General features: G+C 68.7%; 23 protein-coding genes. 7 read left to right on the forward strand and 16 right to left on the reverse strand.

The window, feature by feature from the left end:
* Positions 1–9 precede the first annotated feature (9 nt).
* Complete coding sequence (locus tag NAM01S_RS26585) at positions 10–1254, forward strand: FAD-dependent monooxygenase (RefSeq protein WP_067790245.1); 1245 nt, start codon at positions 10–12, stop codon at positions 1252–1254.
* A 92-nt stretch (positions 1255–1346) separates the two neighbouring features.
* Here NAM01S_RS26585 and NAM01S_RS26590 read toward each other — a convergent pair whose 3' ends face one another.
* The 3 genes from NAM01S_RS26590 to NAM01S_RS26600 form a co-directional block, all read right to left on the reverse strand.
* Complete coding sequence (locus NAM01S_RS26590; protein WP_067790248.1) at positions 1347–2015, reverse strand: arsenate reductase ArsC; 669 nt, start codon at positions 2013–2015, stop codon at positions 1347–1349.
* 361 nt (positions 2016–2376) lie between these two features.
* Positions 2377–2868, reverse strand: coding sequence for a hypothetical protein (locus NAM01S_RS26595; RefSeq protein WP_067790251.1), 492 nt, complete (start codon positions 2866–2868; stop codon positions 2377–2379).
* A gap of 640 nt (positions 2869–3508) precedes the next feature.
* Positions 3509–5059 carry an MFS transporter gene (locus NAM01S_RS26600; RefSeq protein WP_067790254.1) on the reverse strand — a complete coding sequence of 517 codons (1551 nt, stop codon included), beginning with the start codon at positions 5057–5059 and terminating at the stop codon, positions 3509–3511.
* Between the two features lie 154 nt (positions 5060–5213).
* On the opposite strand from NAM01S_RS26600, the gene NAM01S_RS26605 reads away from it, so the two are divergent.
* On the forward strand, positions 5214–5951 hold the full coding sequence (locus NAM01S_RS26605; RefSeq protein ID WP_067790256.1) for a TetR/AcrR family transcriptional regulator: 738 nt from the start codon (positions 5214–5216) through the stop codon (positions 5949–5951).
* Positions 5952–6023: 72 nt separating this feature from the next.
* Here the strand turns inward: NAM01S_RS26605 and NAM01S_RS26610 are convergent, their stop codons facing one another.
* The 6 genes from NAM01S_RS26610 to NAM01S_RS26635 form a co-directional block, all read right to left on the reverse strand.
* On the reverse strand, positions 6024–7514 hold the full coding sequence (locus NAM01S_RS26610) for a catalase (RefSeq protein ID WP_067790259.1): 1491 nt from the start codon (positions 7512–7514) through the stop codon (positions 6024–6026).
* A gap of 71 nt (positions 7515–7585) precedes the next feature.
* Positions 7586–8035, reverse strand: a complete 450-nt coding sequence (locus NAM01S_RS26615) for a Fur family transcriptional regulator (protein WP_067790262.1) — start codon at positions 8033–8035, stop codon at positions 7586–7588.
* A 300-nt stretch (positions 8036–8335) separates the two neighbouring features.
* Entirely contained in the window at positions 8336–9568 is a 1233-nt protein-coding gene (locus NAM01S_RS26620; protein ID WP_067790265.1) for an NAD(P)/FAD-dependent oxidoreductase, read from the reverse strand.
* Entirely contained in the window at positions 9565–9750 is a 186-nt protein-coding gene (locus tag NAM01S_RS26625) for a rubredoxin (RefSeq protein WP_067790268.1), read from the reverse strand. Before NAM01S_RS26625 ends, NAM01S_RS26620 begins: the two co-directional genes overlap by 4 nt.
* A complete protein-coding gene (locus NAM01S_RS26630; RefSeq protein ID WP_067790270.1) occupies positions 9747–9932 on the reverse strand; it encodes a rubredoxin in 186 nt (61 codons plus the stop codon). Before NAM01S_RS26630 ends, NAM01S_RS26625 begins: the two co-directional genes overlap by 4 nt.
* Complete coding sequence (locus NAM01S_RS26635) at positions 9932–11149, reverse strand: alkane 1-monooxygenase (RefSeq protein ID WP_067790273.1); 1218 nt, start codon at positions 11147–11149, stop codon at positions 9932–9934. Before NAM01S_RS26635 ends, NAM01S_RS26630 begins: the two co-directional genes overlap by 1 nt.
* A gap of 133 nt (positions 11150–11282) precedes the next feature.
* Here NAM01S_RS26635 and NAM01S_RS26640 point away from each other — a divergent pair, with 133 nt between their 5' ends.
* On the forward strand, positions 11283–11900 hold the full coding sequence (locus tag NAM01S_RS26640; protein ID WP_253799178.1) for a TetR/AcrR family transcriptional regulator: 618 nt from the start codon (positions 11283–11285) through the stop codon (positions 11898–11900).
* A 251-nt stretch (positions 11901–12151) separates the two neighbouring features.
* On the opposite strand, the gene NAM01S_RS26645 is transcribed toward NAM01S_RS26640, so the two are convergent.
* Complete coding sequence (locus tag NAM01S_RS26645; protein WP_067790278.1) at positions 12152–13231, reverse strand: tetratricopeptide repeat protein; 1080 nt, start codon at positions 13229–13231, stop codon at positions 12152–12154.
* Between the two features lie 13 nt (positions 13232–13244).
* Complete coding sequence (locus tag NAM01S_RS26650; RefSeq protein WP_084483328.1) at positions 13245–14714, reverse strand: ATP-binding protein; 1470 nt, start codon at positions 14712–14714, stop codon at positions 13245–13247.
* 434 nt (positions 14715–15148) lie between these two features.
* Between NAM01S_RS26650 and NAM01S_RS26655 the strand changes: the two genes are divergently transcribed.
* Together NAM01S_RS26655 and NAM01S_RS26660 are read left to right on the forward strand one after the other, a co-directional pair.
* The gene (locus NAM01S_RS26655) at positions 15149–16387 is read left to right on the forward strand and encodes an APC family permease (protein ID WP_067790284.1); all 1239 of its coding nucleotides are present in this window, start codon (positions 15149–15151) and stop codon (positions 16385–16387) included.
* Between the two features lie 75 nt (positions 16388–16462).
* Positions 16463–17821: a serine hydrolase domain-containing protein gene (locus NAM01S_RS26660; protein WP_067790288.1), complete on the forward strand. Its 1359-nt coding sequence runs from the start codon at positions 16463–16465 to the stop codon at positions 17819–17821.
* A gap of 5 nt (positions 17822–17826) precedes the next feature.
* On the opposite strand, the gene NAM01S_RS26665 is transcribed toward NAM01S_RS26660, so the two are convergent.
* Together NAM01S_RS26665 and NAM01S_RS26670 are read right to left on the reverse strand one after the other, a co-directional pair.
* Entirely contained in the window at positions 17827–18261 is a 435-nt protein-coding gene (locus NAM01S_RS26665; RefSeq protein WP_169810905.1) for a PaaI family thioesterase, read from the reverse strand.
* A gap of 53 nt (positions 18262–18314) precedes the next feature.
* Entirely contained in the window at positions 18315–19172 is an 858-nt protein-coding gene (locus NAM01S_RS26670) for an oxygenase MpaB family protein (protein ID WP_067790294.1), read from the reverse strand.
* A gap of 77 nt (positions 19173–19249) precedes the next feature.
* Here NAM01S_RS26670 and NAM01S_RS26675 point away from each other — a divergent pair, with 77 nt between their 5' ends.
* The gene (locus NAM01S_RS26675) at positions 19250–19873 is read left to right on the forward strand and encodes a TetR/AcrR family transcriptional regulator (protein WP_067790297.1); all 624 of its coding nucleotides are present in this window, start codon (positions 19250–19252) and stop codon (positions 19871–19873) included.
* A 102-nt stretch (positions 19874–19975) separates the two neighbouring features.
* Here NAM01S_RS26675 and NAM01S_RS26680 read toward each other — a convergent pair whose 3' ends face one another.
* The 3 genes from NAM01S_RS26680 to NAM01S_RS26690 form a co-directional block, all read right to left on the reverse strand.
* On the reverse strand, positions 19976–20587 hold the full coding sequence (locus tag NAM01S_RS26680) for a hypothetical protein (RefSeq protein ID WP_157107918.1): 612 nt from the start codon (positions 20585–20587) through the stop codon (positions 19976–19978).
* A 117-nt stretch (positions 20588–20704) separates the two neighbouring features.
* Entirely contained in the window at positions 20705–21739 is a 1035-nt protein-coding gene (locus tag NAM01S_RS26685; RefSeq protein WP_067790303.1) for an aspartate-semialdehyde dehydrogenase, read from the reverse strand.
* A gap of 3 nt (positions 21740–21742) precedes the next feature.
* Positions 21743–23008, reverse strand: coding sequence for an aspartate kinase (locus NAM01S_RS26690; protein ID WP_067790306.1), 1266 nt, complete (start codon positions 23006–23008; stop codon positions 21743–21745).
* A gap of 165 nt (positions 23009–23173) precedes the next feature.
* Between NAM01S_RS26690 and NAM01S_RS26695 the strand changes: the two genes are divergently transcribed.
* The coding region (locus NAM01S_RS26695) for a YjbQ family protein (RefSeq protein ID WP_067790308.1) at positions 23174–23522 on the forward strand (349 nt) is incomplete at its 3' end.

Genomic DNA, 23522 nt, shown 5'->3' on the forward strand with positions numbered 1-23522 from the left:
GTAGCCGACATGAGCATCACCCCCACCACCAACTCCCTCCGCGTGCTGATCAGCGGCGGCGGCATCGGCGGCAATGCCGTTGCGCTGCAACTGCTCCGCGCGGGTATCCGCGCCACCGTCGTCGAGCGGGCCGCCGCGCCGCGCCCCGGCGGGCAGGCGGTGGACCTGCGCGGACCCAGTCGAGAGGTCGCCGAGCGAATGGGACTGATGCCGGGCATCGAGGCCCGACAGCTCGACGAACGCGGCATGCTCTACCTCGACGACGCGGGCCGCGAGGAATTGCGCATGCCCGCAGAGCTTTTCGACGGCAAGGGCGGCGTCGCCGAAATCGAGATCACCAGGGGCGATCTGAACCAGGTCCTGCTCGACGCGCTCGCGGCGGCGGGTGGTGTCGACTACCGCTACGGCGAGTGGATCACCGAGATCGGCCAGGACGCGGACGGTGTCGAGGTCACCTTCGCCTCGGGCGCCGTCGAGCGCTTCGACATCGTGATCGGCGCCGACGGATTGCATTCCGCGACAAGGCGATTGGCGTTCGGGCCGGACGAGGACTTCGCCACCTACCTGGGCGGATACATGTCGTTCTTCACCATGCCGACGCCGAAAGGCACCGAACCGCATTGGTTCTCGATGCATTCACTGGTCGGCGCGACCGGCATCGGACTGCGCCCCGATGCCGACCCGTCGACGTGCAAGGCGATCGTCATGCTGCGCGGCGACGCCGATCCGACGCTGCGCCGCGATGTCGCGGCGCAACAGCGACTCATCAGTGAGCGGCTCGCGGGCGGCGGCTGGCATTCGGCCGCCATCACGGCGGCGATGACCGAGGCCGAGGACTTCTACTTCGACGAACTGGCCCGCATCGACATGCCGAGCTGGATCCGCGGCCGCGTCGCCCTGCTCGGCGACGCCGGATACTGCGGTTCGCCGCTGACCGGGCAGGGCACCGCCATGGCGCTGGTCGGCGCCTACGTGCTTGCCGGTGAGATCGCCTCGCGCGCAAACGATCCGGAACGTGCACTGGTTCGCTACGAGGAGGTGCTTCGCCCCTTCGTCGTCAAGGCCCAGGAGCTGCCGCCCGGTGGTCTGCGTGCGATGACCCCGAAGACCCGGCTCGGCATCCGTGCGGGGCGCGCGGTGTCGCGATTGATGACCGCCAAGGTGATGAAGCCGCTGATGATGCGGATGCTCACCGCGACCGAGTCCTACGAACTCCCCGATTATGCGACGCAGCCGGACGCAGTCCGCCAATAGCCCCGCATGGCCGGAGCGAAGGCGGAGGTACGCGTATCCGACACAGCCGGACGCAGTCCGTCGCTAGCCCGCGCATGGCCGGAGCGAAGCGTCTAGCGAACCGGCACACCGAGTTCCGCGAGCAGACCTTCGACCCGCCGACCCACGTCGTCCCGGATGGGTCGCACGTCCTCGAGTTCCAATCCGGCCGGGTCCTCGATGATCCACTCCAGGTAGCGCGGGCCCGGCACCAGCGGGCAGGTGTCCCCGCAACCCATCGTGACGATCACGTCGGCGGCGCGAACGATCTCCTCGGTCCACGGTTTCGGATACTCGCCCGAGATATCGATACCGATCTCGGCCATCGCGTCGACGGCGGCCGGATTGAGCCGCGAACTCGGCTCCGAGCCGCCCGACCACGCCACCGCACGGCCCCGAGCGAGATGGGTGAAGATGCCGAGGGCGATCTGGGAACGGCCCGCGTTGTGCGTGCACAAGAACAGGACGGTCGGACGCGGTTGCGCCACTTTGCCTTCCAGCTTCGCCTTGGCGTCCAGCTGCTGGCGGGCGAACTTCTCCGCAAGGGTCGGCAGATACAGCGTCACCGTGGCGCGCGCGAGGAACTCCTCGTACGACGAAAATAGGTAGGCGACAACGGTTTCGGGCGTGAACATGGTGGCGAACTCGTCGAGCAGCCGCTTTTCGGCGGCATTCAACTGTGTCTCGTGATCGAGGGCCAGCAGGCGATAGGCAGGCCCCGTCGGTGTGACCGAGCGTTCCATCCATCCAGCGTGACAGCCGCGTGTTCGACGCCGCAAACGAACTTACCGTGAACGCGATTCACTGAGGTGACAACGATGGGGCGGGCCGGTTACCCCTCGTGAACCGGCCCGCCCATACCTTCGGGTGGGACTCCTGGCCTGCGACCGGACGGTTACCTTCGGCAGGGGGCGATCCTCCTTCGCCCACCAGCTCCAGGAAGAGCCGTCGATGGCGCCGCCGGAGGAGATCCGGCCGGGTCGGTCACCCCTCGTGGACCGACCCGGCCGGGTTGTATCCCCGGGGCCCGACCTGTCACCCCTCGTGGACAGGTCGAGCCCGGTTCCCCACCCCCGGTGGTGGCTTGTTCCCCCTTCCCCCTGGTTACTGGCAGTACTCGAACGTGCCGAGTTCGGTACGGCCGTCCTTGATCAGGTATCCGGTCGCGGCGAGATCGGCACTGGCGACCGGGTTCTCCCCGTCCGGCGCCAGCCACTCGACCTGCTGCACGACCTGGTAGGCGTTCGGGTCGTTGCGCAGCACCTTTACCTCGGTGTCGTCCATCTCGGCGGGCTTGGTGTCGGTGGCCTTGCCCGTCTCCCACTCCCCCGCGCTGGCCAGCGTGTGCTGGGCGGCGTCGTAGACGAGGGTGCGGTACCGGATCTGCTGGTGCTCGCCGGGGCGGTAGCCGGGCTGCGCGTAGACGATCGGGGCGGCGATCTCGATCTCGATCCGGTCGTCCTTGTGGGTGCAGGTCGCCTGACCGGTGAGCGCGACGCCGGGGACTCCGGTGTCGGCCGAGGCGGCGCCCGCGCCGAACACGAGCGCGGCGGTGGTGGTGGAGAGAGCGAGGGCGGTGCGCAGCTTGCCGATCATCGTCTGTGCGTCCTTCGTGAGGTCCGGTTTCCGGTCGAACCGGTGTTGACACAAACAATGCGGCCCGCGTCTTGCCGCGCCCTTAAGAACACCTTGTATGGGCGAAGTGCCTGGTAGATCCGGATTTGCTAACACTTCCCCGCCGCGCGAGCGATGATGGAATCGTTGCGATCGATGATTGGAGCGACGATGGAAACCGTGGTGGTCTGGATCCTTGCCGCAGTGCTGTACTGGTGGGGTCTGCTGTAGTGAAGCAACCTGGCCGTGCACCGGCCAGGTCCATCCATCGGACTCGATCCGCCGCCCGTCGGCGATCGGGAACCTCGCTTCGGGGGCAGTACCGCTTCCGCCGCCCCAAGAGCGAACGATCACGCCCAAGTCCGGTCTCCCTCGGCACGACGGTTCGCGCTCATGGCTCCAGATACAGGCGCTCACAAGGCAGGCGCGGTATGCCGTCGGCCGACCGCACCGTGGCCGTATGTCCTGGACGAACTCCCGGTCGACGCGACAACCGTTGTGGCAGAACGCGAATGGTGCGCACCCTACGGGTGCGCACCATTCTCCGCGATCCTTCGGACGCTCGGCTTCTGTTGGCGGTTCGGCGGTAGCTCAGCTTCCCTTTTCGCGGATCGACTGTTGCTCAGCGTGTTTCGGCGAGCACTTCGGCGTCCTCGTCCGATCCGAGGACCGGCGCGTCCGGGTCTTTGCGTTCGCGAAGGAGGACCAGAGAGAGGGCGGCGGCGCAGAGGACCGAGCAGGCGGCGACGATGAAGGTGGTCGACATGCCGGAGGTGAAGGCGTCGCGGGCTGCGGCGGCCAGGCCGGTGTCGCCGGTGGCGGTGCTGATGGCGAGTGCGTCGGAGATGGACTCACGGCCGGATTCCGGTGCGTCGGCGGGCATTGCGTCGGAGTAGGTGCTCGACAGCACCGCGCCGAGCACGGCGACGCCGAGGGCGGCGCCCGCCTGCTGGATGGTGTCGTTGAGCGCGGAGCCGACGCCGGCGTGTTCGCCGGGCACCGCGCCCATCAGCGCGCCGATCGTGGCGGGCATGGCGAGACCGAAGCCGCTGCCCATGACGGCCATCGCGAGTGCGGGCAGCCAGAAGCTCGAGGTGGGCTCCAGCAGGGTGAGCAGTCCGAAGCCCGCTGCGGTCACGGTCAGGCCGACCGCGGTGATGCTGCGGTTGCCGACCTTGCTCGCCAGGGTGGCGCCGAGTCCGTTGAAGGCCAGCACGGCCACGGCCATCGGGGTGAACGCGAAGGCGGTCTCGGTCGGCGTGTACTCCAGCACGAACTGCAGGTACTGGGTGAGCGCGAGCAGCAGTCCGCCGTTGGCGAAGGTGAGCAGCACCAGCGAGAAGCTCGATCCGGTGAAGACGCGGTTGCGGAACAGCCCGAGCGGCACCATCGGCGAATCGGTGGTCAGTTCGCGAATCACGAAGCCCGCCAAGCAGATCACGGCGACGGCGCCCGCGGTCATGGTGCCGCTGTCGGTGAGGCCGTGCGTGGGAACCATGATGATCGTCCAGACCAGCGCGGTCATGCCGACGACGGACAGCACCATGCCCGGCAGATCCGGCTTGCGCCACGGACCCTTCGACTCCGGCATCAGCACGATCGCGGCCACGATCGCAAGCACCACGATCGGCACGTTGAGCACGAACACCGAACCCCACCAGAAGTGATCGAGCAGCAGCCCGCCGGTCACCGGCCCGCCGACCATGCCGACCACCGCCACCGCGCTCCACGCCGCGATCGCCTTGGGTCGCTCGTCCTCGTCGAAGACGGTGATCAGGATCGACAGGGTGCTCGGCATGATGAGCGCGCCGCCGATGCCCATCACCACCCGGCCCGCGATCAGCAGTTCGGGCGTCGTCGCGAAGGCCGCCAGGACCGAGGCGGCGCCGAACAGCGCGAGTCCGACGATCATCACCAGCCTGCGGCCGAACTTGTCGGACAGGCTGCCCGAGGTGAGCAGCAGCCCGGCGAACACCAGGATGTAGGAGTCGATGATCCACTGGATGTCCTGGGCGCTCGCGCCGAGGTCGGTGGCGATCTGCGGGATGGCCACGTTCAACACCATGTTGTCGATGACCAGCACCAGTGTGCTCAGGCACAGCACGATCAGGATCAGCCAGCGCCGCGGGTCGCGGCTGGTCGCGGTCGCCTCCGCGAGGTCGGTCGTTTTCATCGGGAGCCCTTTCGAGTAGCCGTTCCGTACGGCGTGCGTTCTGCCGAACACTGTACGGTCACCGAACACTGTTCGCAATAGCGAACGTCGTGTGATCGAGCGAACGCCGTGCGAGCACGCGCTACGCTGACCGAAGGACCGAGGAGGAACGCAGATGGATGCCGACGACGGCGAGATCCAATCCGTATGGACGCGGCCGCAGCGGCGCAAGCGCGATCAGCCCGCGCTGACCCGCGCGCAGATCGTCGCCGCGGCGATCGAGCTGCTGGCCAGCGAGGGCACCGAAGCGCTGAGCATGCGCAAGCTCGGCGCGAAACTGAACGCGGGGGCGACCTCGCTCTACACGCACGTCGCCAACAAGGACGAGATCATCGAGCTGGCCGCCGATCAGGTGATCGGCGAGCTGACCGTCCCCGACCCCGCGCACCCCGGCGGCTGGCGTGCCGCCATGCGGGAGTACGCGACGGAGCTGCGCGGGCTGATCCTGCGCAACCCGTGGCTCGCCGCGGTGTTCGGCGAGATCGGCACCCTGTACCTGGGGCCGAACATGATGCGCTCCTGCGAGGGCGTTCTCGCGGTGCTCGAATCCGCCGGATTCGACGAGGAGCGCGCGGACAACGCGATGAACGTGCTGTTCGGCTACGTCGTGGGAATCACCTCGGCGGAAGCGGCCTCGCTCGCAGTGATCCGGCGCAGCGGGCTCGATGCCGCGGATTGGCTCGGCAAGATGCTGGCGGCGGGCGAGGCCGCGTCCCGGAACTACCCCCGGCTGCACAGGCGCTACACGTCCAAGGCGGACTCCGCGGACGTGCGGATGCCGGCAGACACCTTCGCTCAGCAGGTCGAGATCATTCTCGACGGCTTGGATCCCGCGCTCCGCGGCTGCGGCTGATCGCGAGAACCGCTGCGGGAGAACGCAAAAGGCGCGCACCTGTGCGGTGCGCGCCCTTGCGTGCGCGAAACGTCAGCCCTGCGCGGGCGGCGGGGTGGAACCGTTGCCGTTCAGCCCGGCACGCACGCCCTCCTCGACGCGCTTGCCGAGATCCGCGTCCACGTTCTTCCAGTACTCGAAGACCCGCGACAACACCGGTTCCCGGACACCGCCGAGGACGTGCCCGACGATGTTGTCCACCAACCGATCACGCTGCTCGTCGTCGTACACCTCGCGAACGAGGGTGCCCGCCTGGGTGAAATCGCCGTCCTCCGCGTGCTTGACGTACCCGGCGCGCACCATGGTCGGATCGAAGTCCCAGATGCCGCTGTCGCCCGCGCGTTCCGGGTCGGCGTGCGGGCCGCCGAACGAATTCGGCGCGTACACCGGCACACTCGCGTCGTTATAGTCGTAGCGCATGGCGCCCTCCTTGGAGTAGGAGTTCACCTCCGCCGCCCGCGCCCGGTTCGGCGGCAGCTGTGCGTAGTTGGTCCCGATGCGGTAGCGGTGCGCGTCCGCGTAGGCGAACACGCGGCCGAGCAGCATCTTGTCCGGCGAGAAGCCGATGCCGGGAACGACATTCGACGGCTCGAACGCGGCCTGCTCGATGTCGACGAAGTAGTTGCCCGGGTTCCGGTTCAGCGTCCACTTGCCGATCTCGATCAGCGGGTAGTCCTTGTGCGACCACACCTTGGTCAGGTCGAACGGGTTGAAGCGGTAGCCCTCGGCCTCGGCCACCGGCATGACCTGCACGTACAGCGTCCAGCTCGGGAAGTCGCCGCGCTCGATCGCCTCCCACAGGTCCTTGCGGTGATAATCGGCGTCCGCGCCCGCGATACGGTCGGCCTCGGCCTGGGTGAGGTTTTCGATGCCCTGATCGGTCTTGAAGTGGTACTTCACCCAGAAGCGCGCACCGGCGGCGTTGATCCACTGGTAGGTGTGCGAACCGTAGCCGTTCATGTGCCGGTAGGTCTTCGGGATGCCGCGATCGCCCATCAGCCAGGTCACCTGGTGCGCGGTCTCGGGGCGCAGGGTCCAGAAGTCCCACTGCATGTTGTGATCGCGAAGTCCGTTGCCCGGCAAGCGCTTCTGCGAGCGGATGAAGTCCGGGAACTTGATCGGATCCTTGATGAAGAAGATCGGGGTGTTGTTGCCGACGAGGTCGTAGTTGCCGTCCTCGGTGTAGAACTTCACCGCGAAACCGCGCGGGTCGCGCCAGGTGTCCGGACTGCCCTGCTCACCCGCGACGGTGGAGAACCGGACCAGCGACTCGGTGCGCGCGCCGGGCTGGAACAGCTTGGCCTTGGTGTACTCGCTGACGTCGTTGGTGACGACCAGCTCGCCGTAGGCGCCCGCGCCCTTGGCGTGCACGATCCGCTCCGGCACCCGCTCCCTGTTGAACTGGGCGAGCTTCTCGATCAGGTAGTGGTCGTGCAGCAGGATCGGTCCCTGCGCGCCCGCGGTGAGCGATTCGTTGTCGCTCTCGACCGGGATTCCGGTGTTGGTGGTTGTCGGCTTGGTCATTCGAAGCCTCCTTCGCAGATGGGCGTCGTCCGGGGACGGGCAGAGCCCCGGCTGTCTTCGGTGGGCGGAGCTCAGTCCGTCCCGTCGGGCTGCCGCTCCCGTGAGCCGCAGGTCGGGCATAGGCCCCAGAACACGACCTCGGCCTCGTCGACCACGAAACCGTGATCGTTCGACGGTTGCAGGCACGGGGCACTGCCGACGGCACAGTCGATGTCGACGACCGTGCCGCAGCTCCGGCACACCAGGTGATGGTGGTTGTCGCCGATCCGGGTCTCGTACCGCGCTGGCGAGCCCGCCGGTTCGATGCGCCGCAGGATTCCGGCGCGCACGCAGGCGTTGAGCACGTCGTAGACGGCCTGCGTCGACACCGCACCCAGGGTCTTCCGGACCGTGGCGGCCACCCGATCGGCGTCCGAATGCGGCACGGCCGCGACCGCGTCCAGCACCGCGACCCGCGGGGCTGTTACCCGCAGGCCTGCCGCTCGCAGCAAGGCGCGAGGGTCGGAGTGGTTGGTGTGCATGAACCCATGATGCAGACTTTTCTGGAATGAGTCAAGAAATTGATGCATTCCAATTAGTCCGGGAAGTCCCGGCCGAAGGCGTCCCCCACACCGTCAGACCGACTGAACGTCACCTTCAATCGAAATAGGCCCGCAGGGGGTGGAGTGAGAGAAGGTGGCCGCCAGTCGGACGGGGCCGCTGGTGGTCACCTTCAGTCGGAATAGGCGCGCGCGGGGGGGAGCGAGAGAAGGTGGACGCCAGTCGGACGGGGTCACTGGTGGTCGCCTTCGGTCGGAACACGCCCGCGCGTATAGGACGGCTCAGCGCTCGGCGAGGGTGCGGTGGTGGGCGGCGAGGGTGGCGAGGTCCACCGATTCGTCGGAGCACGCGACCGGATCGAGGAGGGCGCCGTGGCCGATCAGCTCGCGGGCGGCGCGGATGTCCGAGGGGCGGGCGATGGCGACCGCGCCGACCAGGCGGCGGCGGCGAAGGGCGAGGACGGTGAAGTTCGGCTCGGCGAGCGTGCCGCGCAGCACGAAGTCGTCGTCGTGCCGCAGGCGTCCGGCGAATTGGAGGTTCAGACCGTACTGGGTTGACCAGCCCCACGAGACATCTTGGCGGACAGCGGGTTTGCCGAGCATCGACTTCGCGGCGGCCGCGCCCTGCGCCAGCGCGCTGTTCCAGTGTTCGGTGCGCTCATGGGTACCGAGCTCGGGATCGAAGCGCTTCGCCGCGTCACCCGCGGCGTAGATCTCCGGCGCGGAGGTGCGGTAGTGCTCGTCGACGAGGATGCCGTCGTCGACCGACAGCCCCGCCGCCTCGGCGAGAGCCGTGTCGGGGACCGAGCCGATGGCGACGAGCGCCACGCCCGCCGTCCACTCGCGGCCGTCGGGCGCGGTCGCCGTCACGCCGTCCTCGTGACCCTCGACGCGGGCCAGCCGCACGTCGTCCAAGATCTCGACGCCGTTGTCGGCGTGCAGCTTTCGATAGAACGAGCCCACCGAGGGCGGTGCGACGCGATCGAGCGGTGCCGAGCCGGCGTGCACCACGGTCACCTCGACGCCCAGCGAACGCGCCGTCGCCGCGACCTCGCAGCCGATCAGACCGCCGCCGACGATCAACAGCGATTTGCCCGCGTCGATCGCCGCGCGCAGCGGTTCGATGTCCGCGGCGCCGCGCAGGGTGTGCACATTGCGCTGCGGTGCGGGCAGGGTGCGGGCGCGGGCGCCGGTCGCCAGCAGCAAGCGGTCGTAGCCGAGCGCTTCGCCACCGGTCAGCCGCACGAGTCCACGCTCGGTGTCGATGTCCTCGACCGTGACGCCGGTGCACAGCTCGATGTCCTTGTCGCGCCAGGATTCCGGCGACTCGAGCAGCGCCCTGCGCTCGACCGCGGTGCCCGCGAGCAGTTCCTTCGAGACCATGGGACGCCGGTACGGCAAGGCGTCCTCGGCGCCGATCAGGACGATGCGGCCCGTAAATCCCTCGGCGCGCAAAGTTTTGGCGGCAGTGGCTCCGGCGACGCCCGCGCCGACGATCACGATCTGTTCGGTCATGCGCGACTGACCTCGACCATCTCGAAATCGGCCTTGGCCGCACCGCAGTCGGGGCAGGACCAGTCGTCGGGAATGTCGTCCCAGCGGGTGCCCGGCTCGATGCCGTCTTCTGGCCAGCCGAGCGCCTCGTCGTATTCGAAGCCGCACTGGACGCATCGGAAGAGTTTGTAATCGGTGTTCATGACTTGCCTCCGGTAGTGACGGAAAGGGTTTCGAAATCGAGCTTTTCGCGGACGCCGCAGTCGGGGCAGCACCAGTCCTCGGGCACCACGGACCACGGCGTGCCCGGCGGGAAGCCCTCGCGTGGCGCGCCCGCGCTCTCGTCGTAGGTGTAGTCGCAGATCGGGCAGCGGTAGACGGCCATCACCGCACCCCGTACTTCGCCCGCACGCTCTCGCGCTTGCTCGGCTGGATGTTCACCCGGGTGATGTCGCCGCCGTAGTGCGCGAGCACCCGGTCGTCCATCACCTTGCGCCACAGCGGCGGCAGGTAGGCCAGGGTGATCATGCTGGCGTAGCCGCTCGGCAGGTTCGGGGCGCCGTCCATGCTGCGCAGGGTCTGGTACCGCCGGGTCGGGTTGGCGTGATGGTCGCTGTGGCGCTGCAGGTGGTACAGGAAGATGTTGGTGACGATGTGGTCGGAGTTCCAGCTGTGCTCCGGCGTGCAACGCTCGTAGCGACCACCCGCGGTCCGCTGCCGCAGCAGGCCGTAGTGCTCCAGGTAGTTCACGGTCTCCAGCAGGGAGAAGCCGTAGACGGCCTGAATGATCAGGAACGGCAACACGACCGGGCCGAACACCGCGACCAGCGCGCCCCACAGCACCGCCGACATCAGCCAGGCGTTGAGCACGTCGTTGTGGATCGTCCACGGGCTCTTGCCCATTCGCGCCAAACGAGTCTTCTCCAACTCCCACGACGAGCGCAGGCTGCCCCACACGCTGCGCGGCAGAAAGGCCCAGAACGTCTCGCCGAACCGGGCGCTCGCCGGGTCCTCGGGGGTCGCGACGCGCACGTGGTGGCCGCGGTTGTGCTCGATGTAGAAGTGGCCGTAGCAGGTCTGGGCCAGGGTGATCTTGGACAGCCAGCGCTCCAGCTCGTCTTTCTTGTGGCCCAGTTCGTGCGCGGTGTTGATGCCGACGCCGCCCATCGTGCCGATGCTCAACGCGAGGCCGATCTTGGAGATCAGACCGAGTCCGCCGTCGATGCCGAGCCAGGACAGGTCCGTCGCCGTCCACAGGTAGCAGGCGAAAACCAGGCTCAGCAGTTGCAGCGGGATGTAGGCGTAGGTGCAGTACCGGTAGTACTTGTCGTTCTCCAGCTGCTCCATCACCTCCTCGGGCGGGTTCTGTCCATCGGGGCCGAAGAAGCGGTCCAGCAACGGCAGCAACACGTAGACCAGCAGCGGGCCGATCCACCACCACACCGGCGCGACTTGCTGCAACCCGAACTGGTTGAACATCCAGACCAACCACGCCGCGAGGAAAACGGCCGTTGGCGCCACCAGGCCGAACAGCCACAGGTACCGCTTGCGGTCCGTCCATTGCAGCGCAGGCGTCGGCGCTTCCGATCGCGATGTCGTCATTCTTCGTCTCCTCGAACGATCTTGTGTGGCGTGGAGCACTTTACAAATCGTGCCGCTGTGTCCAATTGAAATACACTTCGCCGCGAAGTGTCAATGAATCGGACAAAATAGGGTGCTGTGTACGATGGATGCCGTGCCCGAAGCGCCGAGATTTCACTCCCAGATGCGGCTACTGCTGCGCGAACGGGTCATCGAGACCGCGCGCGAGCTGGTCTGCACCGAGGGGTGGGGCGCGGTGAACATGTCGCGGGTGGCCAAGGAGGTCGGCGTCAGCCGCCCGGTGCTCTACAAGGAGATCGGCACCAAGCAGGAGCTCGCCGACCTGGTCATCCGGGCGGAGCTCGAGAGCTTCCTGATCGGCATCGCAGGCAGCCTCGCCGAGCACCCGGAGGACGTGATCGCGGGACTGAACGCCGCGGTCGACTTCACGCTGCGCACCGGGTCCGACAACGAATTGCTCAAAGCCGTGCTGTCCGGGCGCTCGACCGCCAACGTGGAACTGCTGCCCACGCTGATGACCGATCCCGAGCCGGTGCTCGGCCGGGCGCTCGACGCGGTCGGCGCGGCGGTGCGGGCGCGGTACGGGCTCACCTACCTGTCCGACGACGAGCTCGCCGCGCGCACGGAAATCGTCATCCGGCTCACCCTCAGCCACCTCTTCCAGCCGATCGGCCCGGTCGAGCGTGCGGTCGCGCAGGTCGCCGCGACACTTCGGGCGCTGTTCGCGACGGTCGGATCTCCGGCTCCCTGACGCCGCGCGATCCGTCGGGTCGCGCGGCGGTCGTAGGAAGCCTCGGCCCGTCGCCGAGCGTTTGCCCGACCGGCTGATGCGCGTCGGCCCTATGCCCGAGACTTCGTCGATCCGTCAGCCCGACCGGCTGATGCGCGTCGGCCCTATGCCCGAGCTTCGTCGATCCGTCAGCTCGAGCGGTGCAGCGCGTCGGTCACACGGACGCCTCGGCGCGACCGGTGGGGGGGCCTCCGGCCTTTTCGTCGATCCGCTCAGGGCACGCGGGGCGGGACCGCGATCGTCGGCGACGGCGCTCGGGGCGGCGTGACACCGGGCCGGGGAAAGCCCGACGGCCAGGGGCGAACGGTCGGCGGGAAGCCCGACGGCCACGGGCGGAGGGTCGGCGGGAAGTAGGGCGTGGGAATGTTCGGCGGTACGCGGTAGGTCGGCACCTGACGCGTCGGGGACCAGCGCGACGGTTCCGTTTCGGGGTTGGAGCCCGCCGCGGCGAAGATCAGCCGCAGCACAAGGAAGGCGCCGAACACCAGCGACACCCAGACCCGCCATTTGGACCGCGGCGTCTCCGGCAGGTATCGCGCTTCCGGTGGCGGCGGCATGGACGCGGACACCGGTGCCGGCTCGCGGCGGGCCTCCTCGTCGACGGCGGCGAGGGTGGCGCGCACGAAGTCGGCGCGGCTCGGATCCCATTGCGCGACAAGGCGCAGACCCCGCTCCCCCGCTTCCCGGTCCCCGCGATCCAGGTCGAGCAGCGCGAGTTCCTGGGTGGCGTCGACGTGCTCGGGTTGCAGCCGAAGCGCCTCGCGCAGCGCCGCTTCCGCCTCGGCCGCGGACCAGCCGCCGCGCCGCAGGATCGAACCGCGGACGCGGTGCAGGTCGGCGTGGGCGGGGTCGATCTCGATCGCGCGGTCGATGGTCGCCAGCGCCGCGACCGGGTCCGTCACCGACTGAACTCCCGCGAGCAGGCGCAGGTTCTCGACGTACTCCGGGTCGAGTTCCGTGCTGCGGGTGGCCGCGGCGAGCGCGCGGGCGTAGTGCCGCTGCTGTTCCGCCGAGTCGTGCTCGGACAGGTGCGCCAGCTCCTGCTCGGCCAGCGCGAGCACCCGCAGCGCGGACTGGTAGTCGGGGAACGCGGCCAGCGCGGCGGCGCTGTAGCCGATGGACTTCTCGTACTCGCCGGTGCGAAACCAGGCGTAGCCCATCAACATCAGCGCGTCGGCGTTGTCGGGTTCGCCAGCAAACACCGCGCCGAGCTTCGCCTGCGCGGCTTCGATCCGGCCGAGGTCGATGAGCACTTTCGCCCGCGCGACCTCGTCGTGCGCGAAACTAGTCATTCCGCAGGGCTTTTCAGCGCATCTTCATCCGCTTCATGTACATCGCGAGCTCGTCGTAGCTGCCGTCGCCGTTGGCGAATTCGACCACGTTGCGCGCCGATTCGAACCAGGCGCCCGCACTCGGCTTGATCTGGGCCATCGCGGCCTCCAGGTCGGCCATGCCGATCGGGCGGACGGTGCCGGTACGGATCGATTCGGCCATGGCCAGCTGGGTGGCCGAGGTGCACACGTGGGCGAGGTCGGCGCCGGAGAACCCTTCGGTGCGCGCGGCGATCGCGCCGAGATCGATGCCCGCCACCGGGCGCTCCCGCAGGTGGTAGTGCAGAATCGCCTTGCGCGCCGCGGGATCCGGCAGCGCGACCAGGATCATCCGGTCGAAGCGGCCCGGCCTGCGCAGCGCGACGTCGATGTCCCACGGGTGGTTGGTCGCGCCGAGGATGTAGACGCCCTCGTTGTCGACGGTGGCCGAATCCATCTCGTTCAGCAGCTGATTCACCACGGTGCGCATGGCCGAGTTGCCCGACATCTGGCTGCGCTTGTGGCCCAGCGCGTCCACCTCGTCGAGGAAGAGCACGCACGGCGCGTTGCGCCTGGCCACCTCGAAGACGCTGTGCAGGTTGCGTTCGCTGGAGCCGGTGTAGATGTCGAGGATGTCGGCGATCTCGATCGGATAGAAGTTCGCGCCGAGCTCGCCCGCCACTGCCGAGGCGATGAAGGTCTTGCCGCAGCCGGGCGGGCCGTACAGCAGCAGGCCACCGCGCGCGGAGGTGCCGAATGCCTTGGCCAGCTCGGGGTTTCGCAGCGGGCCGAGCAGGGTGAGGTCGAGCTGACGCTTGACCTCGTCCATGCCGCCGACGTCGGCGAGCGTCACCCTGGTGCGGGAGAACAAGCCCGCGTCCGAGGACGCGGCGTATTCCGCAGGGCCTGGATCGATGAAGGCGGGGGCGATGATGTCGGAGACCTGGTCCTCGGCGGCGTCCCAGTCGTAAGCCGCGACCGATTCGGGGTTCGACGGCGGAGCGGGTTCGACGTTCGACGCTTGCCCGTCGGCAAGGGGCCCGGCGGCGGGTGCTGCGTCACCCGAAATGCCATCGGTTACAGCAACATCGGGATCGGTCGCCTCCGCCGCACCCGGTGCCGCGTTAGCAGGCCCACCAAAAGCGGGCGAGGCGGCGTTGTGGCCAGCGGTGCGTGTCGCGCCCGGCGCAGTGGCATCAGTCTCACCGAAAGAGGACGCGGCGGAAGGAGACCCAGCTGACCCTGATGCGACGTTGGCGGAAGCAGGTGCGGCAGCTGCACCACCCGCGAGCGCGGCGGTGCACTGTTGCAGCAACTCCACCGCCCGCGCGTTGCCGGGCTCCTGGGTCAACGCGGCCCCGCACTGCGCGAGCGCCTCGGCGTGACGGCCGCGTTCGGCGAGCAGTTCGATGACCCGCAACCGCAGCGCGAGCACATCGGGACTACGGTCCAGCGCGGCAAGCATTTCGACCAGCACCGGATCATCGGTCACGGCGACTCCCCCGTTCGAGCACACGAATACCCCGCTGATCCTAAACGGTCGCCGTCCGGAAACCTTGCGTCCTCCGGTCGCGTCCCGCCGCGCACCGAGCGTGACGCACAACACATTTGGGCGCTGGAATAGTTCCATCCTTGCGCCGGTTGTAGCTCACCGTCGGCGTCCGGACAGCCCCGGGCCGCACCCTTCGTCGCTTCGAGCGACCACTCGCCGAGAGGCGCTTGTGGGACGTCGACACCCGAGTCGGGATGCTGGCGTGGCGTCCCGCTACTCGTCGCGGCGCCGCCAGGTTACCCCCCGACCTGGCGGCGTTTCGCATATCGGGCGCCAGCGGACACGACCCGCGCGTGGCCCCGCGAGTGCTTGGGTTCGCGTTCACCGAAGTGGTCCAAGATGCAGCCATGACCTCACGCGACGCGGCACTGCACCGAAGGCTTGGACTGGCCGACTCGGTGCTGATCGGTCTCGGCGCGATGCTCGGCGCCGGAATCTTCGCCGCGCTCGCACCCGCGGCGGCGGCCGCCGGCTCCTGGCTGCTGCTCGCGCTGGCCATCGCCGCGCTGCTCGCGTACTGCAACGCGACGTCCTCGGCACGGCTCGCGGCGCGCTATCCGGTGTCGGGCGGCACGTACGTGTACGGCAGGGAACGGCTCGGCCCGTTCTGGGGATACCTGGCCGGGTGGGGATTCGTGGCGGGCAAGACGGCCTCGTGCGCCGCGATGGCACTGACCGTCGGGCACTACGCGTGGCCCGAGCACGCCAGGCCGGTCGCCGTCGCGACGGTCCTCGCCATCACCGCGATCAACTACACCGGCGTGCAGAAGTCCGCGCTGGCCACCCGGATCGTCGTCGCGATCGTGCTCGCGGTGCTCGCGATGGTGGCGGTGGTCGGACTGACGGGGGCACACACCGCCGCGACGGCGCTGCCGGACCGGATCGGTCCGCGCGGCGTGTTGGAGGCGGCCGGGCTGCTGTTCTTCGCGTTCGCCGGTTACGCGCGGGTCGCCACGCTCGGGGAGGAGGTGCGCGAGCCGCGGCGCACCATTCCGCGCGCCATCATGATCGCGCTGGCCGTCGCGCTCGCGGTCTACGCCGTTGTCGCGGCCGCCGCGCTCGCCGTGCTCGGCTCGTCCGGCTTGGCCGGCGCGATAGACCCCTTGGCACGGGTGGTTTCGGAAGCGGGCGCTCCCGCGCTGGCGCCCGTGGTGCGGATCGGCGCGGTGGTCGCGGCGGCGGGCTCGCTGCTCGCGCTGATTCTCGGCGTCTCGCGCACGACACTCGCCATGGCACGTGACCGCTATCTGCCGCACGCGCTCGCCGCGGTGCATCCCCGCTTCGGTGCGCCGCACCGGGCCGAGCTCGTCGTCGGCGCGGTGGTCGCCGTTGTCGCGGCGAGCTTCGATCTGCGTGCGGCCATTGGGTTTTCGTCTTTCACCGTGCTGGTCTACTACCTCGTGGCGAATGTCTCGGCGGGCACGCTGACGGCGGCCGAGGACCGGCCGGCCCGGTGGATTCCGGTGCTTGGCGCGCTCGGCTGCGTTGTCGTCGCGGCCGCTCTGCCGACGGCGTCGGTGCTCGTCGGACTCGCCATTTTGGCACTCGGCGCCGCGCTCTACGCGGTGCGGCGCCGGGCACGCTGAGCCGCCACGATTTTCGTGCCGCGCGCCGCCGCCTGTTGGCCGGTTTGCGCGGGCCAGGGGCGATAGCCTCATTACATGGGGCGTTTCTGTGGATTCCTCGCCGGAATCGCGGCGGTTTCGCTGGTCGCGGGATGTCTTGTGGGCGCGACGGCCCATGCGGCTCCGGCCGCTACCACGAAACAGGTTCGCTGCGAGGTCAGCTCCGGTCGGGAGCCGCAACGCGCGACTCCGGAACAAGCCGGGTTCGACGCCGAACTGCTCGACGCAGCACTGGAGTTCGTCACTGCCCGAAACCGCTTCAACGTCCAGGTCTTTCGGCACAACTGCCTGGTCGGCGAGGGGCTGAACAACGCGAAGAGCGGGCGCGTCGCGTGGAACATCTGGAGCGGCACCAAGAGTGTCGTCTCGTTGATCGCCGGCATCGCCTGGGACCGCGGGCTGCTCGACCTGGACGCACCGATCGACAAGTACCTGCCCGCCGGTCTCGGCGACCCCGCGCACCGCGCCATCCGGGTCGAGGACCTGCTCACCGAGACCTCCGGCATGACGGTGGGCGTGCTCACCGAGGGCATCACCGGAGTTGTCCCCATCGATCCACACAGCGCTGTGCAGGCGCTCGGTGTGCCGCTGGACAATCCGCCGGGCACCGCCTTCAGCTACAGCCAGCGCAACGTCGACCTGCTGACGTTCGTCATCGAACTCGCGGTCGGCGAGCCGTTCCAGCAGTTCGCACAGCGGGAGTTGTTCGGTCCGCTCGGTATCCCGCGCGGTGACTACTACTGGGCGAAGGATCGTGCCGGAAACACCTACGGTTACGCGCATCTGATGATCCCGCCGGACGATTTCGCCAAGCTGGGCTTGCTGGTGAGCAATCAAGGGCGCTGGGGCGCAGAACAACTCGTGTCGCAGCGGTATATGTCGATGGCGCTGACGCCGTCGCAGGCGAACCACTGCTACGGGTATCTCTTCTGGCTCGGCCCCGGCTGCGCGGAGGCGGCGCCGTCCCTGCCCCGCGATATGTACATGATGGCGGGGCTCGGTCTACAGAACGTCTTCGTCTTCCCGAGCCTCGATCTGATGGTGATGTGGACCGGCGTCTTCGGCAACGTCAGCAAGTACGGCGTCTCCGGCATCGTGCAGAACACGGCCGAGCTGCCGCACGAGTTCTTCCGCAGACTCTTCGCCGCCATGCCCGACAACCCGTACCCCGATCCCGGCCCATACGTCGAGCCGCCGATCCGCCTGGATCCGCGCCGCTTCGTCGACGCCAATCTCCTGCTCGCCGTCTTCGGCATCGGCCCCGCCGCCTACCCGGGCTGCAACGTCGTCGCCTGCCTGAACTACCAGCTCACCCCGCCCTTCGCCGACATCGCCCCCGGCTGCTTCGTCCTCGTCTGCGTCGGGCACGATCCCCGTACCCCCCGCATCCGCTGACCGACTCACACCCCGAAGAACGGGATGTCGCCCGCCCGCGCTCCCTGCGCGACGAAGTGCCCGGCCGTCACGACGACGAACAGCGCGTTGCCCTCGGCCAGCAGTTCGCCGTCGAGCTCGAGGCGGGCGTCGATGTGCAGCTTGCGCTCGCCCTCCCGCCGACCGAGCACCGCCGTCACGACCATCGGCCGTCGCAGCGGAGCAGGACGGACATAGTTCACCTCGAGTTTCGCCGTCACGGCGGGCACGCACATGGTGGTCGGCACGGTGCCCGCGGCTTCATCGAGGATCGCCGCGATCACGCCGCCGTGCGCGACTCCCGGCGCGCCCTGATGCCTTTCGTCCAGGGTGACGTGGCCGATCACGCGGTCCGCACGCAGCTCGAGCGCAATATCGAGCGCGGCGGGGTTGCGTGGACCGCAGCCGAAACACCTGTCCACGTGTGGTGGGAGTGGGCCGTCCGGCGTCGGCCTCGAGGGCGGGGCGCCGTGCATCAGGCCACCGCGGCCGCCGCGCCGACGGCGCGCATGACCCGGTCCTTGCGCCATACCGCGACGTGCTTGGTGATGGTCCGCAGCGGCGGCGGCATCACCACATTCAGCGCGCGAATCAGCACTGCGTAGCAGCGCAACAGCCGCTCGTCGCGATCGGTCCAGGTCCGGCCGATCAGCGCGCGGAACTCGGGCGGCAGCACGCCGACGTTCACCCAGACGGCCAGCGGGCCGACCATCCGCCACATCACGGGCGACCACAGCCAACGCGGCACCCTCGCGGGCCGCGGCGGCCGGGACAGAGTCGCGAGTACGTCGTCCACGGTCGGGTGGTGCTCGAGGCGCTCGCGCAGCACGCGGTCGAACCACTTTTCGAAGGAGGCGAGGTCCGCGGGCGCGGCGCGCTCGGGCAGACCCGCCAGCAAGGCCGTATGGCGCCATCCCGCATACAGTTCGGCGCGCTGGGTTTCGGTGAGGCCACGGCCGAACCGAGTCGCGGCGATCTCGCTCGCCCAGTGCGCGGTGGCCAGCACGAAGAAATACGCCTCGGGATCCCAGGCGTGGTAGCGGCGACCCGCGTGATCCACACCGCCGATCGGCTTGTGCATCGCCTTGATGTCGCGGCCGTACGCCGCGGTGTCGTCGCCGTAGAAAGCCAGTGCGAGGGTAGGCCAATAGGACCGATCGAAGCGGCCGAACGGATCGGTCTTGAACACGGAGTGCTGAGCGACGCCCGCTCCGATCACCGGGTGTGCCACCTGCAACAGCAGCGCGCTCGGGGCCAGCATGATCAGCCGCCAATCCGCCGCCCATCGCGCGGTGAGGGTGTCCTTGCCGAGGCCGGGTAAGTCTCGCGGCATTGCGATACTCCTAAACAGGAATCAAACGTCTCTCGAATCAAGCTAGATTCGGGAATCAAATGTGTCAAGATTGTGGGATGTCGAAACAGGCACGCGCGTACGGCGGCGTCCCCGCCGATCAGCGCCGGGCCGCGCGTCGAGAGCAGCTGCTCGAGGCGGCCTTCGAGGTGATGGCGCTGGACGGCCCCGCGGGCCTCACGATTCGCAATGTGGCCAAGGCGGCCGGGCTCTCGACGCGATTCGTCTACGAGAGCTTCACCGATCTGGACGAGCTGGCCGGTGCGGCTTTCGAGCTGGCGGTCCGGCAGTTCAGCGGATCGGTGGCCGAGGCCGTCGCCGCGGCCGAATCGGACCGGCGCGCCAAGGTGACGGCGACGATCGAAGCCATGGTCGACTTCTTCCTCGCGACGCCCGCCAAGGGAAAGCTGTTGTCCACCAAGGCTTACGGGCTGCCCGCCGTGGCCGAACGCCGACTTGCCCGATCCGAGGACATCACCAAAGCGTTCGGCGCCATCCTCGGCGAGCTGGCGCCGGACGCTCCCGACAACGCCGTCGAACTGACCGCCCGATTCCTGGTCGGCGGCTTCGGCGACACCATCACCGCCTGGATTCAGCAGTCCCTGCCCTACCCCCGTGACGAGTTCGTCCACGACAACGTCGAACTGTTCCTCGCCACCATCGCCGCCATGGAAAAGCTCTGAACGGTCGCCGCTGATCTACCTCGTCGACCCGGTGCGGGCTGTTCGCATTCGCGCGGCGGCAGCGCCGGTGCACCGCGTGCAGATGCTGTGCGGCACCGCGTCTCACCACATGTCGACGAGCATGCCCCAGCGGCGGGTGTCGGCTTCGTGGACCACCTCGCCCCAGTCGCGGAGGAGGCGTTCGAAGGTGGCGGGGTTGGTGATGCGGTGGCGGTTGGTGGTTTCGCGTTCCAGGTGGGGGTGCAGGTCGGGGATGCGGGGGGCGATGCGGCCCCAGAGGTTGGCGAGGGTGGCCAGGTGGGCCGGCGAGTGGGCGAGCCAGGTGGTGGGCTGGATGGTGTCGCTGTGTGGGCGCCACGGGTGGTGGGCGGCGGGTTCGACGGGGAGGTCGGCGCCGTAGAGGCCGCGCAGGAACAGGTCGGTGTCGGCGATCAGCTCGGCCGTTTCGGTCGGCACGTCCCACGGCACGAAGAGGCGGGCGTCGCGCCAGACCGCTTCGAATTCGGAGTGCAGCGCGGCGGAACTGTAGGCGTGGAAACGGTACTCGGCGATCCAGTGCTCGGTGCTGTCCAGCCAGCGCAGGCCGATCGGATATCGCTGGCGGTGGTCTTCGTCGGGCCAGTCCAGGTCGGCGAACCTGCGCGGCGCCCGCTCGGTCACCGTCCGCGCCAGCCGCGGCCAGTCCGCGATGTGCACGGCGACATACGAACCCACCGGCCACACCTCTCCACGCCGAACTCGATTACCGAAGCGATTGTGCCAGCCCCGGATACGACGATCGGGCCGACCCGATCCGGTGAAGGATCGGACGGCCCGTGTCGACAAGCTGGCTCAGCGGTCGCTGAGCAGCACCTCGGCGATCTGAATGGTGTTGAGCGCCGCGCCCTTGCGCAGGTTGTCACCAGAGACGAACAGTGCGAGACCGCGACCGTCCGGCACACCGGGATCCTGGCGGATGCGGCCGACCAGCGACTCGTCGGCGCCCGCGGCCTGCAATGGCGTCGGCACGTCGACCAGCTTCACGCCGGGCGCGCCTGCCAGCAGCTCCTTGGCCCGCGCCACCGACAGCGGGTTGGCGAACTCGGCGTTGATGGACAGCGAGTGCCCGGTGAAGACCGGAACCCGCACGCAGGTGCCGCTCACCAGCAGCTCGGGGATGCCGAGAATCTTGCGGCTCTCGTTGCGCAGCTTCTGATCCTCGTCGGTCTCGCCGGACTCGTCGTCGACCAGCGAACCGGCCAGCGGGATCACGTCGAAGGCGATCGGCGCGACGTACTTGTTCGGCGCGGGGAACGCCACGGCGCCGCCGTCGTGCACCAGCTTCTCGGCGTCGTCGATCACCGCGCGCACCTGCGAAGCCAGCTCGTCGACACCGGCCAGACCGGAACCGGAGACCGCCTGGTAGCTGGAGACGACCAGCCTGGTCAGGCCCGCCTCGTCGTGCAGCGGCTTGAGCACCGGCATCGCGGCCATGGTGGTGCAGTTCGGGTTGGCGATGATGCCCTTGACCAGATTGCGGGTCTGCTCCGGGTTGACCTCGCTGACCACCAGCGGAACCTCGGGGTCCTTGCGCCAGGCCGACGAGTTGTCGATGACGGTGACGCCCGCCGCCGCGAACCGAGGGGCCTGCACCCGGGACATGGTGGCGCCCGCGGAGAACAGCGCGATGTCCAGGCCGGACGGATCGGCGGTCTCGGTGTCCTCGACCACGATCTCGCCGCCGCGCCACGGCAGCTTCTTGCCCGCCGAGCGCGCGGACGCGAAGAACCGCACCTCGTCGGCCGGGAAGTCGCGCTCCTCCAGCAGCTTCCGCATGACGGCGCCGACCTGTCCGGTCGCGCCGACGACTCCTACTCGAATACCCATCGCTTATCGCCCCGTTCCGGCGTGCACCACGGCCACCTCGTCGCCGCCGAGGTCGAAGGCGCGGTGCAGCACCTTCACGGCGTCGTCCAGCTCGGTGTCCTTGACCAGGACCGAGATACGGATCTCGGAGGTGGAGATCAGATCGATGTTGATGCCCGCGTCGGCCAGCGCCTCGCAGAACGTCGCGGTGACGCCCGGGTGGCTCTTCATGCCCGCGCCGACCAGCGACACCTTGCCGATGTGGTCGTCGTAGAGGACCTGGGAGAAGCCGATCTCGCCCTGGCGCTTGGTGAGCATCTCCACGGCGCGTGCGCCCTCGGTCTTGGGCAGCGTGAAAGTGATGTCGGTCTTGCCGGTCTCCACCTTGGAGATGTTCTGCAGGACCATGTCGATGTTGATCTCGGCGTCGGCGATGGCACGGAACACCTTGGCGGCGAATCCCGGTTCGTCCGACAGCCCGACCACGGTCACCTTGGCCTCGCTGCGGTCGTGCGCGACGCCAGTGAGGATTGCTTTCTCCAAGGGGATGTCCTCCATCGATCCGTAAACGTAGGTGCCCTGCTTGTCGGTGTAGGACGAGCGCACATGCACGGGCACGTTGTAGCGGCGCGCGTACTCGACGCAGCGCAGCATCAGCACTTTGGAGCCGCAGGCCGCCATCTCCAGCATCTCCTCGTAGGAGACCTGCTCGAGCCGCTGCGCGTCCGAGACGATGCGCGGGTCGGCGGTGAAGACGCCGTCCACGTCGGTGTAGATCTCGCAGACGTCGGCGTCCAGCGCCGCGGCAAGCGCGACCGCGGTGGTGTCGGAGCCGCCGCGACCGAGCGTGGTGACGTCCTTGCTGTCCTGGCTGACGCCCTGGAAACCCGCGACCAGCACGATGGTGCCCTCGTCCAAGGCCTCGCGCAGGCGGCTCGGGGTGACGTCGATGATCTTCGCGTTGCCGTGCGCGCCGGTGGTGATCACACCCGCCTGCGAGCCGGTGAACGAACGCGCCTCGGCGCCGAGCGAGTGGATCGCCATGGCGACGAGCGCGTTGGAGATGCGCTCGCCGGAGGTGAGCAGCATGTCCATCTCGCGGGCGGGCGGCGCGGGCGCCACCTGCTGGGCGAGGTCGAGGAGTTCGTCGGTCGTGTCACCCATCGCCGAGCAGACGACCACCACGTCGTGGCCTTGCTTCTTGGTCTCGACGATCCGTTCAGCGACGCGCCGGATACGCTCGGCGGTAGCGACCGAGGATCCTCCGTACTTCTGAACAACGAGAGCCACGACAGGGTCCTCCAAGATCGACAATCAGCTGGTAACAGCCACCAAGACTACCGGCCGCCGTCCACGGGATTTGTCGCTACCTCCCCGAGCTGTGCAAAAGCACACACGCGCAGGAACTCTCGAATGATCATCCGCGCGGCACCGCGAACCGGGAATGATGGGGCCATGAAGAGCTCACTGATCGCGGTCACCACGGGCCGCCGCGAGGTGGTGCACGACATCACGCCGCAGTGCGCGGAGTTCGCCGGAACGGCGGGCGGCGACGGGCTGCTGCACGTCTTCGTGCCGCACGCCACGGCCGGTATCGCCATCATCGAACTGGGCGCCGGCAGCGACGACGACCTGCTCGCCGCGCTGCGCGACCTGCTGCCAGCCGACGACCGGTGGCGGCACGCGCACGGCTCGCGCGGGCACGGGCGGTCGCACGTCATGCCCGCGATGATCGCGCCCTACGCCACGGTGCCGGTCGTCGGCGGGAAGTTGATGCTCGGCACCTGGCAGTCGATCGCCATGG

The sequence above is a fragment of the Nocardia amikacinitolerans NBRC 108937 genome (assembly GCF_001612615.1).
GTDB lineage: Bacteria > Actinomycetota > Actinomycetes > Mycobacteriales > Mycobacteriaceae > Nocardia > Nocardia amikacinitolerans.